At 42.4% G+C, this 16,379-nt stretch carries 19 protein-coding genes; 8 read left to right on the forward strand and 11 right to left on the reverse strand.

Going from position 1 to position 16,379, the window contains the following annotated elements:
• Position 1: 1 nt before the first annotated feature.
• A complete protein-coding gene (locus B4F66_RS02730) occupies positions 2-577 on the reverse strand; it encodes a DUF3299 domain-containing protein (protein WP_292353389.1) in 576 nt (191 codons plus the stop codon).
• A gap of 94 nt (positions 578-671) precedes the next feature.
• Here B4F66_RS02730 and B4F66_RS02735 point away from each other — a divergent pair, with 94 nt between their 5' ends.
• Both B4F66_RS02735 and B4F66_RS02740 read left to right on the forward strand, forming a co-directional pair.
• Positions 672-1,367: an ABC transporter ATP-binding protein gene (locus B4F66_RS02735; protein WP_292411437.1), complete on the forward strand. Its 696-nt coding sequence runs from the start codon at positions 672-674 to the stop codon at positions 1,365-1,367.
• Positions 1,357-2,595 (forward strand): ABC transporter permease, encoded by a 1,239-nt coding sequence (locus B4F66_RS02740; RefSeq protein WP_292353387.1) that lies wholly within the window; start codon positions 1,357-1,359, stop codon positions 2,593-2,595. The genes B4F66_RS02735 and B4F66_RS02740 overlap by 11 nt, the downstream gene beginning before the upstream one ends.
• A 1-nt stretch (position 2,596) precedes the next feature.
• On the opposite strand, the gene B4F66_RS02745 is transcribed toward B4F66_RS02740, so the two are convergent.
• Positions 2,597-2,962: a hypothetical protein gene (locus B4F66_RS02745; RefSeq protein ID WP_292353386.1), complete on the reverse strand. Its 366-nt coding sequence runs from the start codon at positions 2,960-2,962 to the stop codon at positions 2,597-2,599.
• Between the two features lie 183 nt (positions 2,963-3,145).
• On the opposite strand from B4F66_RS02745, the gene B4F66_RS02750 reads away from it, so the two are divergent.
• The 4 genes from B4F66_RS02750 to B4F66_RS02765 all read left to right on the forward strand — a co-directional run bounded on the left by B4F66_RS02750 (position 3,146) and on the right by B4F66_RS02765 (position 6,207).
• The gene (locus tag B4F66_RS02750) at positions 3,146-3,361 is read left to right on the forward strand and encodes a hypothetical protein (RefSeq protein ID WP_292411420.1); all 216 of its coding nucleotides are present in this window, start codon (positions 3,146-3,148) and stop codon (positions 3,359-3,361) included.
• Between the two features lie 185 nt (positions 3,362-3,546).
• The gene (locus B4F66_RS02755; RefSeq protein WP_292357103.1) at positions 3,547-3,858 is read left to right on the forward strand and encodes a hypothetical protein; all 312 of its coding nucleotides are present in this window, start codon (positions 3,547-3,549) and stop codon (positions 3,856-3,858) included.
• 120 nt (positions 3,859-3,978) lie between these two features.
• Positions 3,979-5,382 carry a sensor domain-containing diguanylate cyclase gene (locus B4F66_RS02760; protein ID WP_292357102.1) on the forward strand — a complete coding sequence of 468 codons (1,404 nt, stop codon included), beginning with the start codon at positions 3,979-3,981 and terminating at the stop codon, positions 5,380-5,382.
• Positions 5,383-5,412: 30 nt separating this feature from the next.
• Entirely contained in the window at positions 5,413-6,207 is a 795-nt protein-coding gene (locus B4F66_RS02765) for a hypothetical protein (protein WP_292357100.1), read from the forward strand.
• A 12-nt stretch (positions 6,208-6,219) separates the two neighbouring features.
• On the opposite strand, the gene B4F66_RS02770 is transcribed toward B4F66_RS02765, so the two are convergent.
• The 3 genes from B4F66_RS02770 to B4F66_RS02780 all read right to left on the reverse strand — a co-directional run bounded on the left by B4F66_RS02770 (position 6,220) and on the right by B4F66_RS02780 (position 8,412).
• Entirely contained in the window at positions 6,220-6,798 is a 579-nt protein-coding gene (locus tag B4F66_RS02770) for a TetR/AcrR family transcriptional regulator (RefSeq protein WP_292411422.1), read from the reverse strand.
• Between the two features lie 115 nt (positions 6,799-6,913).
• On the reverse strand, positions 6,914-6,985 hold the full coding sequence (gene pqqA, locus B4F66_RS02775; RefSeq protein ID WP_081443609.1) for a pyrroloquinoline quinone precursor peptide PqqA: 72 nt from the start codon (positions 6,983-6,985) through the stop codon (positions 6,914-6,916).
• 110 nt (positions 6,986-7,095) lie between these two features.
• Positions 7,096-8,412 (reverse strand): mechanosensitive ion channel family protein, encoded by a 1,317-nt coding sequence (locus tag B4F66_RS02780; protein ID WP_292357096.1) that lies wholly within the window; start codon positions 8,410-8,412, stop codon positions 7,096-7,098.
• A 123-nt stretch (positions 8,413-8,535) separates the two neighbouring features.
• Between B4F66_RS02780 and B4F66_RS02785 the strand changes: the two genes are divergently transcribed.
• Positions 8,536-9,279, forward strand: coding sequence for an SDR family oxidoreductase (locus B4F66_RS02785; protein ID WP_292357094.1), 744 nt, complete (start codon positions 8,536-8,538; stop codon positions 9,277-9,279).
• Positions 9,280-9,362: 83 nt separating this feature from the next.
• Here the strand turns inward: B4F66_RS02785 and B4F66_RS02790 are convergent, their stop codons facing one another.
• The 3 genes from B4F66_RS02790 to B4F66_RS02800 form a co-directional block, all read right to left on the reverse strand.
• Entirely contained in the window at positions 9,363-9,566 is a 204-nt protein-coding gene (locus B4F66_RS02790) for a cold-shock protein (protein WP_014706925.1), read from the reverse strand.
• Positions 9,567-9,846: 280 nt separating this feature from the next.
• On the reverse strand, positions 9,847-10,875 hold the full coding sequence (locus tag B4F66_RS02795; RefSeq protein WP_292357091.1) for an acyltransferase family protein: 1,029 nt from the start codon (positions 10,873-10,875) through the stop codon (positions 9,847-9,849).
• A gap of 99 nt (positions 10,876-10,974) precedes the next feature.
• Positions 10,975-11,982 carry a sensor domain-containing diguanylate cyclase gene (locus B4F66_RS02800; RefSeq protein WP_292357089.1) on the reverse strand — a complete coding sequence of 336 codons (1,008 nt, stop codon included), beginning with the start codon at positions 11,980-11,982 and terminating at the stop codon, positions 10,975-10,977.
• A gap of 122 nt (positions 11,983-12,104) precedes the next feature.
• On the opposite strand from B4F66_RS02800, the gene B4F66_RS02805 reads away from it, so the two are divergent.
• Positions 12,105-13,160, forward strand: a complete 1,056-nt coding sequence (locus tag B4F66_RS02805; RefSeq protein WP_292357087.1) for a DUF3080 family protein — start codon at positions 12,105-12,107, stop codon at positions 13,158-13,160.
• 2 nt (positions 13,161-13,162) lie between these two features.
• On the opposite strand, the gene B4F66_RS02810 is transcribed toward B4F66_RS02805, so the two are convergent.
• The 3 genes from B4F66_RS02810 to B4F66_RS02820 form a co-directional block, all read right to left on the reverse strand.
• Positions 13,163-14,779 (reverse strand): methyl-accepting chemotaxis protein, encoded by a 1,617-nt coding sequence (locus B4F66_RS02810; protein WP_292357085.1) that lies wholly within the window; start codon positions 14,777-14,779, stop codon positions 13,163-13,165.
• A gap of 350 nt (positions 14,780-15,129) precedes the next feature.
• On the reverse strand, positions 15,130-15,489 hold the full coding sequence (locus B4F66_RS02815; RefSeq protein ID WP_292357083.1) for a helix-turn-helix domain-containing protein: 360 nt from the start codon (positions 15,487-15,489) through the stop codon (positions 15,130-15,132).
• A gap of 91 nt (positions 15,490-15,580) precedes the next feature.
• Entirely contained in the window at positions 15,581-16,108 is a 528-nt protein-coding gene (locus tag B4F66_RS02820) for an NADPH-dependent FMN reductase (protein WP_292357082.1), read from the reverse strand.
• Between the last annotated feature and the right edge of the window lie 271 nt (positions 16,109-16,379).

The raw sequence follows: 16,379 nt of genomic DNA on the forward strand, positions 1-16,379 counted from the left end.
ACTATTCTTCATAAAGCTCAATATTATCGGCATTCATGGAATAAGCAGAAACCGCTACCTCATTTTCGGTGATTGTAGTGGCCAGCGTGCCCTCGACCCAATAGGGATCATAAAGATTCTGTTGAGCAACGCCTTCTTTGGAGGTCACATAAATAATCTGATTCGGCGGTGGTGGGGGATAATGGATACAGGCGCCAAAAAAAGGCACCAGAAAGAACTCGGTCACCAGCTGTTGTTCATTCATTTCGACGGGAACGATAAAACCAGGTAGGCGGATGGGGCGTTGATCGTATTCAGGCTTGACCTTGGCTGAAGTCAAAGCTTGTTGATAACGGTCATCGGCAGAATTTTCCAAGGCTCCTAGCAATTGACTGCTGATTTGGTCTTCCATCGAACCATCTTCAATCTCATCTAGATATTCTGGTGGATTCATCAATGCCTCCAAATCATCATCCGGCATCAGATCCACCCAATCGATAGACTCATATTTACTGTCAGCGAATAACGGTTGAGCAAATGCCAAACCAGTTAATACCAGAAGAGAAAGCCAGAACTTTGCAGGTTTCAGTGAGGTCATGGAAAATCCGAGAGGTTAAAAGTCGAGCAAAAATGCTATGTTATAACAATTAGCATCCTTGCCAAAATTATCAATCATTCAATCCGGTAAACGTATGACCAATCGTCCCGCAATCCAAATCGAAAACTGCCAATTTCGTTATCAACCAGATTCAGACAAAGCTTTATTACATATTGCTCACTGGCAAATAGAAAAAGGTGAAACGGTATTTGTTTATGGACCTTCAGGTTCGGGAAAATCGACCTTATTAAATCTCTTGGCCGGAATTTTAATACCACAACAAGGCAATATTACGCTTGATGATGTGACACTCAATCAACTGAATCACCGCAAACGCGATGCATTTCGAGCACAACATATTGGCATGGTGTTTCAACGATTTAATCTCATTCCATATTTAACTGTAGCTGACAATATCAAATTAGCCAGCCACTTTTCTAAGCTGGATAAACAACATCTGCAACAACGTACTCTGGAATTGATGAAGGCTTTGCAATTGGAGGTGGCGTTACTGGAGCGACCAGCCTCCCAATTGAGTGTTGGTCAACAGCAACGGGTAGCGATTGTTCGTGCTTTGGTTAATCAACCTGAGTTATTAATCGTCGATGAGCCCACCTCAGCCTTAGATAGTGATGCACGCGATAGTTTTGTTGATTTGTTACTGGGCCAGGTCCAAGCAGCAAAGGTCACGCTAATCTTTGTTAGTCATGATCGCAGCTTGGCACAGCATTTTTCCAGACAGCTGGATATACAGTCGTTTGTGGTCGCAGGAGAGAAACATGCTGTTTAAACTGGCCTGGAAAAGTCTGCTGGCAAGACGTGTTAGCGTGTTACTGACTATATTGATGATGACGGTGAGTATTTTTGTTCTGCTCAGTGTTGAAACCATCCGTTATCAGGCCAAAGACAGTTTTACCAAAACCGTTTCGGGGGTGGATTTAATCGTTGGTGCACGAACCGGACAGGTCAATCTTTTACTATATTCAGTCTTTCATATCGGTGTACCAACCAATAATATTTCCTGGCAGAGTTATCAGGAAATTGCTTCCCAACCTGCTGTTGCCTGGACCATTCCAATTTCTTTAGGTGATTCACATAAAGGATATCGGGTCATTGGAACCAGCACCGACTTTTTCGAGTTTTTTCGCTTTGGTAATAAACAGCCACTCGAATTTCAACAAGGGAAAGCATTTGATGATCATTTTGATGCAGTAATTGGTTCAGAAGTCGCCAAGCAACTTGGATATCAAGTCGATGATGCTATCGTGCTTTCTCATGGAATTGCCAATACCAGTTTTAGCAATCATGATGATAATCCATTCAAAATCACGGGTATTCTGGCGCCAACAGGAACGCCGGTAGATCAATCTGTCTATGTCAGTTTGCAAGGTATTGAAGCCATTCATGCCAACTGGCAGGGAGGGGTGCAAATACCAGGTAGAGCTACGCCAAATGTTAAAGATCTGCAGCCGCAAGCCATAACGGCATTTATGCTGGGACTGAATTCGCGGATACAGACCTTTAATTTACAGCGGCAGATCAATGAATATCAGCAGGAACCCTTACAGGCTATTCTGCCTGGCGCCACATTGATGTCATTGTGGTCAATGTTGAGCAGTGTGGAACAGCTATTGTTATTAATTGCTTCACTGGTGCTGTTAGGTGCGCTGATTGGGATGGCCAATATGCTATTGGTTTCAATGCGTGAACGGCGCCATGAATTATCCGTTCTCCGAGCATTGGGTTATCGGCCAAGCTTCTTGTTTGCATTGCTACAGATTGAAGCGTTATTAATCAGTTTGGCTGCGGCATTCACCGCCTTTATCAGTTTACAACTAAGTATGTATGTATTGAAAGATTGGTTATTGCAGGAATATGGGATTTTGCTTACCCGATTATCCATCATTAATGAGTTTATGTTTATGTTGCCGATGGTGCTTATCGCCAGTTTTGTGGTCGCTTTAATTCCGGCTATCACCGCTTATCGACAGGGGCTACATCAGCAATTAAATCTGTAGCTTAAATACGTTGTAGCTTTGGAAGATGCTGTTTCAGATGTGATTTAATATCTTCCACACTAGCTGAAAAAACCAGTGCATAAATCTCGCGTTGCATGGTGTCGGTAATAAACGGGTAAATTTCATAGCCTTCAGCATAAAGTTCAGCGCGGGCGCGACATACTTTACGAATTCCCTCAGCAAATGATTGATTCTCTACAGCAGGTAAATTGGTTTCCCCCAATGTCCATTGCTGCTCTGTCCAATGCTGAAAACACCAGTCAGTTAACTGAATCACCGGATCGACTCTGTCCTGCTCAACTTTGTCAATTTGCTCACCGCAGCCAATCAGGCAGAACAGACCGAGTAGCAAAAAATGTTGACGCATATCTAACCCCTCCAGCGTTATTTCGCTATCAATATTGCCTGTTTTGTTTTCAAATACCAACTATTAGGGCTTGTTTATCTTTCATCTCCACCACTGCTGGGACTATTTGTGTGTCCGGCAAGGCGGAAAGCACGCCGTGTAGCTTTCCTACATAAGTGATTGACAAATGAGTCTGGAACTCATTTGAACAGCTTAGCTGGCCGCGTAGCGGTGAAATACAGGGATGTATTTCATACAACGCTGGCGGGCGCAAAAATAGTCCCAGCCCTTCGGGTTGTGACTGTAAAAGTGCCACTCGGCGTGGCCTACATGGATATAGGTCAGGGGCGTGAGCAGGATGCGGAAGCTTTGCTCGTCACTTATTTAGAACAACTACAAAAACGCCGGGAGCGTTTTTGAGCGTAAGCCCCAATGGGGTGAGATACATGGATGTATCTAACAAAAGGCGCTCCTCGTGCCTTGATTGACGCTTTTTCAGTTCACAACAGAGGCGGAGATGAAAGATAAACAAGCCCTAGGAAAAAATGACAAAAAACGCTTACAGCGTCATTATTAAACTGTAGCTATCAGAATTTAGGTTTGAAATGGATAGATTTTCAACGATTGGCATCATTCTGTTATTGATTCTGGCAATTGTCGGTGGATATATGACAGGCCTCTTTGCCGGCTATCTGTTTGACTTGGGAAAACGCCGTCTGGGAAAAACGCTAACGGTTTTGCTCAATTTAGTGTTTTATGTGGTGCCGCTCTGGGCTTTATTGGGTATAGCCTCTGAAGATGGCCTGCTGTTTTTTTATCTGTTACTACTGGTTTTTTATTATCTGGGTATTCGTGATTCAAAGCACCCAGCTGTAAAAGACGATAAACCGGATAAAAACTATGAACCTTATGATTAGGGTTGTTTATCCTTGTCTTATTTCTTGCCTTTTTCTTCTGAGGCTATGACAATCAAATAGAGTCATTTTTTGTATAGAGATGCTTTCAAGGTAAATTATTTCTTGAAAGGGGGAGGCAGGGTGAAAACAACGATTTTTCCCGGCACTATCAATGGTCTGTTGAATCTGCTGTTGACCACCTCGCTCTATTATTTATTTGTCCGACTGGGTCTTACCTGGTTTTCCTTTCCCCCTGGCAATATCAATTTATTGTCGCTTTCATCCGGTATCGGGCTGGTAATGTGCCTTTTGTGGGGAGTGCGTGCGTTTCCGTTTATTGTAATGGCAACATTTGCAGCCCATTTTCCACTCATAGTAGAAAACACGTTTCACCACAACTCGCTGTATATTATTGTCGCTTCATTGATCATGGGTGGGGAGAGTGTTTTTGGAATGTTGCTTATGCGTCGATTTCTGCCCTACGGCGTAAGCAGACCCCATCATTTACTTAAATTTCTGTTGTTACTTTGTGGCCTTGTTCCGGCGTTATCAGCGTTATTGATAGGCACCAATCTGCTGTTAAATGGATATATTGAAGCTGAAAAGTTTATAGACCTTTATATTACTCTGCTAATTGCCCATGCCTTGGGGATACTGCTGATTTATCAGGTCTTTACAGGGTTTGCACATAGCCCGGCGGTGCAGCTAAGCGAATTAAATAAGCTGTGGTCAGGGGCAGCGATAATCGGATTAATCGTAATATTGGCTGCTACCGTTTATGGGCCATTAATATTTTTGCTGTTACCAGTTATGGTGATGATGGCTATTTATTTGAAACTGGTTTTTATCAACTTGTTCAGTAGCCTGTGCTTTGTGATTGTTATCAGCATTATGGCTTTTGATAACAGTGTGTTTTTAACAAATAATTATCAATTTACTTTGACCGGTTTGATTGCTTACATATTTTCCAGTGCATTGGCTGTATTTGTTATCGCTATACAACAAAACCAAATTAATCTGACGATGGCTTCACGTCAGGCCTGGAAAAAAGCGGCTGAGCGTGATCCGTTAACTTGCCTGTCAAACCGGCGTGCCTTTATGCCCCGATTGAAAACTGAACATGCCAGAGCCGTGCGTACAGGGAGAAGCTATTGTCTCGTTATCTGGGATATTGATGATTTCAAATTAATTAATGATACCTATGGTCATGATTATGGGGATGTCGTTTTAAAGAAACTGGCTGACATTCTGCGTGACAACTGTCGTGATATTGACTTCCCCGCTCGGATCGGCGGCGAGGAGTTTGCGGTCATTCTTCCAGAGTGCAGCAGTGAGGAGGGTGAGTTGGCGCTGGAGCGCTTTCGCAGTGAGGTGGAATCTACCCGATTTATAGCGCCAGATGGAAAATTATTACAGATAACTATCAGTATTGGTATCGCAAGCTTCAAAAGGTCGTATAAGTCTGAAATGGCTTTAATGTCGGATGCGGATAAGGCATTGTATCAAGCTAAATCACAAGGAAAGAATCAAATACATGTATTTTGATATACGGCCCGATAGACAACGGAGTTATTCTTGAAAACGATATTCCATCGAACACAGATTATTGCTGTACTGCTAATGCTTTTGTGTTTGATTCTGGCGCTGATACCTTTTGAGTCAAATGCGGGGGCTCAATTAGGCCATATGCTCAGGATCACACTTACCGTCTATGCGATTGCCCGGGGATTAAATGCGGTTATTTCAGCGGCACAAGGCACTGAATTATCGATCGAACCAATGGGGGTGGGTCTGACATTGACTCCTGGCGAAATTCTGGACCCCCTGAATGATTTGATCGAGCAGTTTTCAAGCGTTTTATTAGTGGCTTCTGCATCGCTGGGCATTCAGAAAATCCTGTTAGCAGTTGGTGATATTGACATTTTGCGTTGGGCAATAGCGGGTTTTGCTGCCATCGTTTTACTTCTGTTGTTATGGCAGAAACTTCCTGACCGATGGTCTTCCATGCTGTTTAAGATGGTGTTGATCATGACCTTATTACGTTTGGCGATTCCGGTCACTATAGTCGCTTCCAATCAATTACAGCTCTGGCTGGAGCAAGATAGACAGGATGCCATTGCTATTTTGCATAGCACACAGCAAGAAGTAGCTGAGATTCAGCCTGAGTCAGATGATTCCGAACGCGGCTGGTATCAGGGATTCAAAGATAACCTGGACATTAAAAACAGATTACAAAGTATTGAGACCAAAGCAGAACAGGGGATAAATGCGGCCATCTATTTGTTGGCTGAATTTGTATTGATAATGCTGATTTTGCCTATTGGTTTTTTATTTATAGCCTGGCGATTAATAGTCCGAATAACCAGATAACAGATGAAATAGCTATTTCAGAAAGCCGAGTCCTGAAGCAAGCTTTAATTGTCTCTCAAGACAACGTCGTGTCCGCTGGTACATTGAAGTGTTATCGGTGAGCCAACAGCAAAAAGTGATCAAATACACCCCGGTTAGCACTGTTTCATCCACTGCTCGCCATGGTAATGTCGAGTGCTGATCTGATGCTTCACGCAGCCATTGCACAGTACGACTGATTCGTAGTAATGCAGGAATCTGAATATGAAGATGCCCCGGTTCCAGTTTATTTGAAATCATTTGCCGGGTTACTTTTTGATTGATTGCAAGTGGTTCCAACCATGCCATCATCAAGCGATGAAATTTTTGCTGATTATTTAATGTTGCAAATACACTGGATTGCATCACCTTCAGCATATTCTGATCGGCACGATCAAACCAGGCGTCACCGATTTGTTCTTTTTCAGCAAAGCAATAATAAATATCGGCAAGTGAAATATTGAGTTGGGCAGCAATTTCGGACAAACGTACTGACTCCCATGAAGAATGAGAAGCCAGGCTGACAGCAGTGTTAACAATGGCTTCATACAATTCGGAGTCTTGGTTCATCATATTTTCCTTCCCGCTAACAGGATTTAACAAACACGCTCAGCATAACGCATAAAAACTATAGGCAAAAAAAAGCCCCGAACTTGTCGGGGCTTCTTAGGTTTCGCTTAACTGCAAATTAACGGTTGCAGATGTACATTGTTACTTCAAAGCCGAAACGCATATCTGAGTATTCTGGTTTAGTCCACATGTCGATTTCTCCTGTTAAAAGTGAAATTACTTTTTACAATTCAAATAATACACCTGTACTAATGTAATCAAATAAGCATTTACCCCGTTGCCACTCAGGATTTTCCTGAATCAACGAATCGCTTCACCACTGGCATTAAGAATTTTAACTTCACGTTGTGGAAATGGGATTTCAATTTCATGCTGTTTTAACGCATCCCAAATCATTAACAATAAGTCGGCACCCACACGGTTAACACCATCATCGATGCCTTCCATCCAGAATTCAATCAGAATATCGACACCAGAGTCCCCAAATCCCGCAATTTCTGCATCCGGACGTTCTTCTATGGGCACATCGTCACCACTTATCACCCGAGGATGGCTGGCGACAACCTGTCGTAATAAATCAAACAGAAAATGCAGGTCGGTTTTATAGGCGACCTGAAATTCAAGGGAATAGCGTTGCTTGAGATTTTTATGGGTCCAGTTGGTAAAACTGGTGGTGATGAACTGTTCGTTCGGCACCATGATATCTTTTCCGTCGAAGGTCTCCAGCGTAGAAGAACGCATATTCAACTCACGAATAATACCTTTGCGTCCATCCTCCATCTCAATGTAGTCGCCGACACTCAAAGAACGTTCGAGCAGCAGGATGATGCCAGAGATAAAGTTGGAGGCAATTGACTGTAAGCCAAAACCTAAACCCACACCCAGAGCACCACCAAACACCGCCAGTGCAGTTAAGTTAATCCCCATGATCTGCAATAGCAGAATAAAGACGATAAAGAACAGGGCGATCTGAAACAGTTTGGCAAATACTTCACGGGTACCAATATCCAGATCTTCCTGACTACGGATAATTTGTTGCCCGGCAGTACTGGAAATACGTCCTAGCCAGAATAAAATCGAGCCGAATATCAGCACACGAATAATGCCGTAAGCAGAAATCTTGATATTGCCTAACTCAAATGACAAAGATTCAAGATAAACGATAACTGCATCCAGCCAACCAAAAAGATGTAGCACAGCAATGGGTAAAACAATAAAGAGGGCGAGCTTTTTAAATAAAGCCTTATGAACAACTCGATTTATCAGTTTGTAGAGCATATAGATGACAGCCCAGCTCATACATATTTGAATTAACCAGCTTTGACCTATCCATAACTGACTGATATCAGCAGCAATCGAAAAAGCCAGAATTATCATCAAGGGAAAAATCAGATCCCGACTACGATAAATGCTGTTACGTAACTTAAGTAAAGGACCTGAAGCGGGGAGCTGTCTTAAAAGTGGTGAGCGGCTCTTTAAAAAACTGGCAATTGAAAAAGCCAGTAAACCGCCTAATACTATCAGTCCGATTTGAGAGTAAAATTTTGGACTACTAGCCCAGTCCATCACGATGTGCAGAGATTGAAAGAAAAGGGTTTCAATTTGCTGGATATCCATTACGATTCCGAATATTTACTAAAAAGACTGCTAATGTAGGTGAGCACAAGCATTGGATCAAGCTGGTCTGAATATGATTTTCGATGTCAGGGCTGATGATGTGAAATAGTGGGAGTGTTTTAGATGAATGAAACCTATGACATAACAGGTAAAATAGCCTTGGTGACAGGGGCTAACCGGGGTATTGGTAAAGCGATTGTCGAGGCTTTTATCCATGCGGGTGTCAGCAAAATTTATCTGGCTGTGCGTGATGTCACATCCGCTGAAGCATTATTGGCGCAATATCCCGAACAGCTTGTTGCCATTGCAGTGGATTTATCAAAGCCAGAAACCATATTTTCTGCTGCCAAGAAAGCCAATGATGTTGATCTGGTAGTAAATAACGCAGGTATTTTGCAAATGGCAATGCCGTTAGATGAGCATGCGGTTGAAGCCCTACAAACTCAGATGGCGGTTAATGTAAACGGTTTGCTCTATATGGCTCAGGCTTTTGCACCGGTATTGAAATCAAATGGTGGTGGAGCCTTTATCCAACTCAATTCAATTGCTTCATTAAGATCATTCCCGGCCTTTTCAGGCTATGCCGCCTCTAAAGCTGCAGCCTATTCATTAACTCAGGCCTTACGGGGGCAGTTTGCTGAACAAGGCACCAGAGTAATGAGTGTGCATCCTGGTCCAATAGCAACTGATATGGCAAAAGACGCCGGGTTTGGTGATATTGCAGAAACCGCTGATACAGTTGCAAAAGCTATTATTGATGGTCTCAAAGCTGGTCAGTTTCATGTGTTTCCTGATGCGATGGCACAGGAAATGTGGGGTAAATATCAGAGTTTTGCCCGTTATGTTGTGGAAGCTGACAGTGTTTAATAACACGCAGATACAAAAAAGCCCCGGAAAACGGGGCTTTTTCGTTTCACCCGAAGGTGAAAATCAAACTGTTATCGTAGCAATTATGCAGGAACGATGTTTTCAGCTTGTGGACCTTTTTGACCTTGAGTAACATCAAATGTTACACGTTGGCCTTCAGTCAATGTTTTGAAACCGTCACCTTGGATTTGACGGAAATGTGCGAAAACGTCAGGGCCGTTTTCTTGTTCGATAAAACCAAAGCCTTTAGCTTCGTTAAACCATTTAACTGTTCCAGTTGAAGACATAAATCATCCTATTTTTTGTAAATCTAAAATGCCCAATTTGGGCGGGTATGCTGTAAGTGGAGCGGGTATTTTGAAAACAGGACGAGTACTCTTTGGATCTAACATTAAAGCGGAAACATCGAACTTGAAAACAAATATCTGTCGTACTTGCAAGCACGATTGAATATATAGAGATTATATGTAAAGGTCAAACTCTATTTGATAAATAATCAAAATATATCTGCATTGGCTCCACAGGTACTCCTTATAGCCACTCATAAGTCAGAAATCATTGGCTTAGTTAATTCATCGCAACTAACGGGGCAGTTTTATAACGTCTTTCGCGAAACCAATTCAACGCAGGCTTTTCTACGTGAAGGTGAATCAATATGGCCAGTAGAAATGACACTCCAATGGCAATAGCAACTCCGGTGACGCCTGATAACCCAATTGCATAGCTGTAATTGATGATTCCGTAACCAATATTTTGGTGGACCAGATAAAGAGAATAGGACAGGCTGCCCAACCATAAGGTGAGCCGATTGACAATAAAATCCAGATAACCGCTTATTGCCAGCACAAAAACAGCGTAACAACCTAAAACAAAAAGACTGAATGGTGCGGGGTAGGCAATGAGTGCATGGCTCATCGACAGAGCGAGGAACAGCACCTCACTGGCGGTCAAATTCCCCGACTTGTACCAGCGGTATAGCAACATCCCACTGATAAACAGAGGGGCATACATGGCAAATAATAATTCATGGGTCAAAAACAGTAATGATGGGGATAGATTTTCCAGATTAAACACCGCTATGTAACTGATAATCAGCCAACCAAACAAAACCATGCGGAGCTGCTGCCAGCTTTTCAATGCATAAAACAAGATGGCCATCCATAGATAAAATGTACCTTCAATCACCAGGCTCCAATAGGCACCATCGACATGGGAATAATCCAAGTAACTATGTAAAAGCGTGAAGTTTATTAATGCTGTGCTGAACGAGACAGAGCGATCATCCGGGCCAAGCACTTGAACCATAAAGAAAGTCAGCAGAATGCAAACCCATAAAGCCGGTAACAACCGAAAAGCTCTGGCCAGACCAAACCAGCGCACATTGTCGGTTCGTTCCAGTGTCATCAAAATCACAAATCCACTCAGTATAAAGAACAGGTGAACGCCATAGCGACCAAATTCCAGCACATCAGGTGATGAGAAAGTGTGACCATAAAGTTCATCGTAATAAGGCAGGTAATGAAACAGTACTACGCCGAGTGCGGCAATACCTCTTAAGGCATCTAGAGCCTGTAATCTGTTTTTGGCTTTCGCCATCTAACGCTCCTGAGGATTTAGCTCGACCAGGACAAAGTGATTAATTAAACAAACTAAACCGAGTTAAACTTTGAAAGTTGATATAAACGCTTTCACGTATCAGGCGACTACGCAGTTTTTGCCCAGATGTTTTGCTTCATAGAGTTTACGATCCGCGCGATAGAGCAGTGCAAAAATACCATCATCTTCTTCACCATATTCTGTCAGACCTATGCTGACAGTGAACGTCACGTTTTCACCACTGACTAATGGCAGGCTCAATTGTTCTACACATTCACGCATCCGTTCAGCTAATGCCAGTGCTGAGTCAAGATCGGTTTCAGGAAGAATCATGGCAAACTCTTCGCCACCAATGCGACCAAAAATATCGTACGCACGCTTTGAATTCATAATACATTCTGTAAATAATTTGATGGCTTCATCGCCAGTGTTATGTCCGTGCAAATCATTGATGCGTTTAAAGTTATCGATATCAAACATTAAAAGGCATAATGTTCGATTATGCCGAGAGGTTCGCTGCAGTTCTGTCTCTGCTTGAGCAATAAAAGCCCGTCGATTCCAGATACCTGTTAAATCATCTGTATTGGCAAGATATTCGAGTGTTTTGGCCACTTCTTCCAGCTCAAGATTTTGTTCCAGAATATCCAGATGGGCTTCAAAAATATTGCGTAACTGCACCATCATTTTGAGTTGTAATTCGCTGTAATAATGCGTTTTTGTGTCAAGAACACATAAAGTGCCAAACGGGTCTCCATTCGGCCAGGTGACGGGCACGCCAAGATAATTAATCATACCTAGCGTCGGGTCATATTTGTTCTTCCATGCCGTATCTTCATATGCATTGGCAACAAACAGCGTTTTCTGTTCCCGAATGACAAATTCGGAATATGTTTCAGATCCGGTTAAATCGAATTTCTGATCACTCTGATATGGGTTGGTCGACGCCCGGTTTTTAACCATGACCGCAAGCTGATTATTTTCATCTACATGCGTTAGAAGTGCAGCAGGCACTTGCATGAATTCGGCTAACAGATCAATCAGATCCTGCCATTGTTGAAAATATTCATCACTCACCATTGGATGAGATGTATCTGTCGTAATCGTCAAGATACCTATCCTATTTGTTTAGCCTGTTATGGAGCATACAATAAATTTATAACGAGTCTTTAACCTATTTAAAGTGTCACAGTCAATTCTCTGAGTTTTAGATCCTTTCGACCAGCCATTTAATGAATATTCCATATCGAATTTTAGTTCTGTTTAGCCTTATGTCGTTGCTTGGTGCCTGCGACCCGTTGGCAAAACCGGAAACCTTGATGGATGAATATGTGAAGCGGTTAGCCAATGTGTTGGATGTGGAACCGGTCTATTCAGATCTGATTGATATAGAGCGAATTCCCCGACCACGAGACCGTCGATTATTCATACCTGAACACGATATCAATATGTTGGACTTTTTGTCTTTATATGGCTGTGAACTGCAATTTGTGGTGGGAGAAAAAAACTCGATACTGGGACGAGTGATGCAGCCTTTAAATAATTTACGTTACGAATTACGGTTTATAGAAGCGTCACAACAATGTCTGGTCGAGATTAAAAGTGAAACATTAAGAACAAAGCTGGCGCAAGTCATTGAAATAAAAAAACAGTATTTACCACGTGTGATTTGGAATGCCACTTGGGGAACAGAGGAAATCGCGCAGCTAATGAGTTTATCATCAGGACTTTATGATCCTGAGAAAAGCCAATACGAAATCAGCAGCTATAGTCAGGATATTGTTTATGTAAACAAACGGGTTCAGCAACTTCTGCAAGGCGAGTATGAACAGGATCTTGAGTATATGGGCGAGATTCAACAACGTTGGCAATATGGAAGCCGGGCAGGGCAATTACAGAATAGTGCGAGATTACTGATAAGTCGGCTGGATGATGGAACTCAGATTCTGAAGCAACGCATTGAGCAAAAACCACTATGTGTACAGGGCAAACCGAATACTCAGGCAAAGATTCTGGAATCGATGTTTTTCAAGGTTTATATTGAAAAAGTCCAACCCTATATGTCTGCTGTAAACAGTGGGGCTGATCAGCTGTTTCAGCCCTTAGCCAGACTGGCACAGCTGCAAAAAGAGGTCATGCCGCAGACGTTTAATGCGTATTATCAACAAACGTTAAATGTGGATAATAAGCAGAATATCTGGACGCTATATCAACAACGTATAAAAGAACACACTGAAGCCTGGCAGGATTTGCTGGAACAGTGCGGTCTTCGACCCACTCCCGACTAACACTAAACTTTAAAGCGGCTCATCATTTGTTTCATGCTTTCAGAAAAACGTCTGATTTCCTGTGATAACTCTTCACCCGTTTCAGCTACTTCACTGGCAGCTTCTGTCTGTTGGTTTAGACCGTGCAGGTTTTTACTGATTTCTTCAGCGACACAGGTCTGCTCTTCAGTTGCCTGAGCTGTTTGGGTCGCCATATCATTTACCCGGTTAGAGGACTGCTGAATTTCATGGAAAACTTTATCGGCTTCAACAAAGGTATTTGCTGTTTCATCAGCATTTACCTTACCTTCAGAAATAGCCTTTGAAGATGCGCCGACAGACAATTGTAATTTCTGGATAATTTCATCTATATCATTGGTACTTTGCTGAGTTCGGGTTGCCAGAGTTCGGACCTCATCTGCCACAACAGCAAAACCTCGTCCATGTTCACCTGCCCGAGCGGCTTCAATCGCGGCATTCAGTGCCAGCAAATTAGTTTGTTCGGCCACGCCACGAATAACTTCCAAAACGGTAACGATATTGTTGGAATTGGTTTCAAGCTCCTGAGAGGAGTTCAATACCAAATCCATATTGCGAATCAATGCGGCGATTTTTTCATTCGACGTTCTGACTACGGCCATACCGCGATCAGCTAAACCAGCGGTTTGATCGGCCTCAGAAGCGGAATTGGTTGCAACTTGTGCCATTTCCTTGTTGGCCAGCGTCATTTCATGAACAGCACTTACAATGGATTCTGTCGATAAATTCAGTTTATCGTTAATATCTTTGGTATGAACTGATGCATCCGACAGGCTGGCAGTGAGATTGCCGAGGTTGGCAACCTGGGACAGAATATTTTTGATTAAATCCTGCAGGTTAGAGACAAAAACATTAAACGCCTGAGCAAGATTACCGAATTCATCTTTAGACGACACATCAATTCTAGCGGTGAGATCGCCATCACCTGAGGCAATTTCATTAATTCGTTTTACCAAATAATTGATGTCGTTAGTCAGTTTTTTTGGAATGAGATAACTGAAAATCATCGCGATTATCAAAACGATCGCGACAGCAATAAATGTGATCGTCATTTTGGTGCGGATATCAGCAGCAAGTTGCTTTTCAATGACCTCAAAACCATTAATCACTGCCTCGCCGGACTTATCCAGAATATCTCGTAATTCAGCAAACTCCTGATCTTCAGTTTGCTTAAGGAGATTTAAAGAAAGCCCATTGTCATAAGCTTGTACCAGCGCATCAGAGGAAGCTACCCATTCTTGATAGGCCTGATTAAACACCGCCGGGTCACCGGATATTTCAGGAAATTCTTTCAAGTATTCCCTGTATTCAGCGTAACGTGCCGCCACCTGTTGGATATTTTCCTGGCGATTTATTTCTTCTTCATCGGCTGCGTTGCTTTGACCCGAAAGGATGTTGAGTTGGGCTAGTTTGGCCTGGTACAGATCCCGGTCAGCATTAAGAATGACTTCACTGGCAGGCATAAAGCTGCGCGACTGAATTTCAATCAGATTATTCTGTAAGGACATCATCCACCAGAACATCGAGATGACGATAATAATGGTTAACCCCATCACCATTACCGGTAAAGAGCTTTTGGTACGTATGCTATGCATGTTCATTGAATTGTCCTTAAAGATCGCAACTTGGTATTGCCAACTTTTTTTATTTAGCGCTATTGTTCAGTCTTGTTGTCGACAATTCATGACGGATCTTTAACAAAAAATATCCAGTTATCAGCACCGACAAAGCAACGCTGCATTAGGCTATATTTTTTAGAAATATTTGGTTCAAAAAAAACAGGCACTAGAAAACGCCAGAGAGCTGGATAATTTTAATTATCGTTTAGCAGAGCGGGGAATATAGTAGAGATTGCTTAAATAATAGTGAAAAGCGTGGTGATGAACACTATTCAAAGGTTCCAGCCGCCCGATTTCATTGGGACTCGGCAACTGCGGCTGGATGTGAATAATTATTTAGACTTGGTTTTTTTACTTTTCTTTTTATTCTTTTCTGATTTTTTGGGTTTATCTTTAGCTTTCTTGTCAGCTTTTTTTGCTTTTTTGGGTTTGTCTTTTTTCTCTTTCTTGGGCTTGGTATCAACAGCCACAGGAAAACAATCAATTCCATTTGCCCGGTAGCGTCCCAGCCAGTAGCGAATCTGACCTAAACTCAATGCTGTTTTTTCAGCCACTTCTTCTTGAGTCGCCCCTTCAGATAAAAGTAATAAAGCCTTGGCTCTCCCACTATTTACCGAAGTTTCTTCACTGATTTTATAAAGCTGTTTTTGAGCCTTTTTCTTTAAATCCAACAAAGCTACCGAGTCGTTCATGTGAGATCCTTAGAAGAATGAATCAATCGAAAAGCATATAGATAAACATTTCCACATTACTACAACTATATTTCTAAATTATGACAATCAATTATTGAGCCAGTTGATGCATAGTCTTATGTAACTGCTTGTCAAATTCAGTGTTGATAACTTTTCCGTTATCAGTATCAAAATTATCATAAAAAGAGGGGAGCGACATATTCCCTTTTATGTCGGCAGCAAAGCGGGGCATTGAGTTGAGGGCAATTTCCATAACTGTTGCCCCACCGCGCTCACCCGGAGAGGTTGAGAGCAGGATAGTGGGTTTTTTCTGAAAGACTTTTTGTTCGATTCGTGTGCACCAGTCAAACAGGTTTTTCCATGCCGCCGAATAATTTCCATTATGTTCGGCCAGTGAAATAACCAAGGCATCAGCGTTGCCCAGTTTATCCAGAAAGGCTTGAGCCAATGCGGGTTGACCAATTTCTTTTTCAATATCAACGCTAAACAGTGGGAGTTCATAATCATTCAAATCCAGCACTTCTACATCAGCATTCTCAAGCAGACTCGCTGCATAAGTGACTAATTGCTTATTGATAGAGTGTTTACTATTGCTGGCTGCAAAAGCGACGACTTTCATAAAATCTCCTTTGTTAAAAGTATTCAGTGTCTAGGGTGTGTTTTTCTTTCATATCCACCACTGCTGGTGACAATTTTTGTGTCCCGCAAGGAGGAAAGCACGCAGTGTAGCCTTCCTACATAAGTGATTGACAAATGAGTCTGGAACTCATTTGAACAGCTTAGCTGGCCGCGCAGCGGTGAAATACAGGGATGTATTTCATACAACGCAGACGGCCGCAAAAATAGTCCCAGCCCTTCGGGTTGTGACTGAAAAAGCGCCACTCTGCGTT

The sequence above is a fragment of the Methylophaga sp. UBA3603 genome (assembly GCF_002375335.1).
Lineage (GTDB): Bacteria > Pseudomonadota > Gammaproteobacteria > Nitrosococcales > Methylophagaceae > Methylophaga.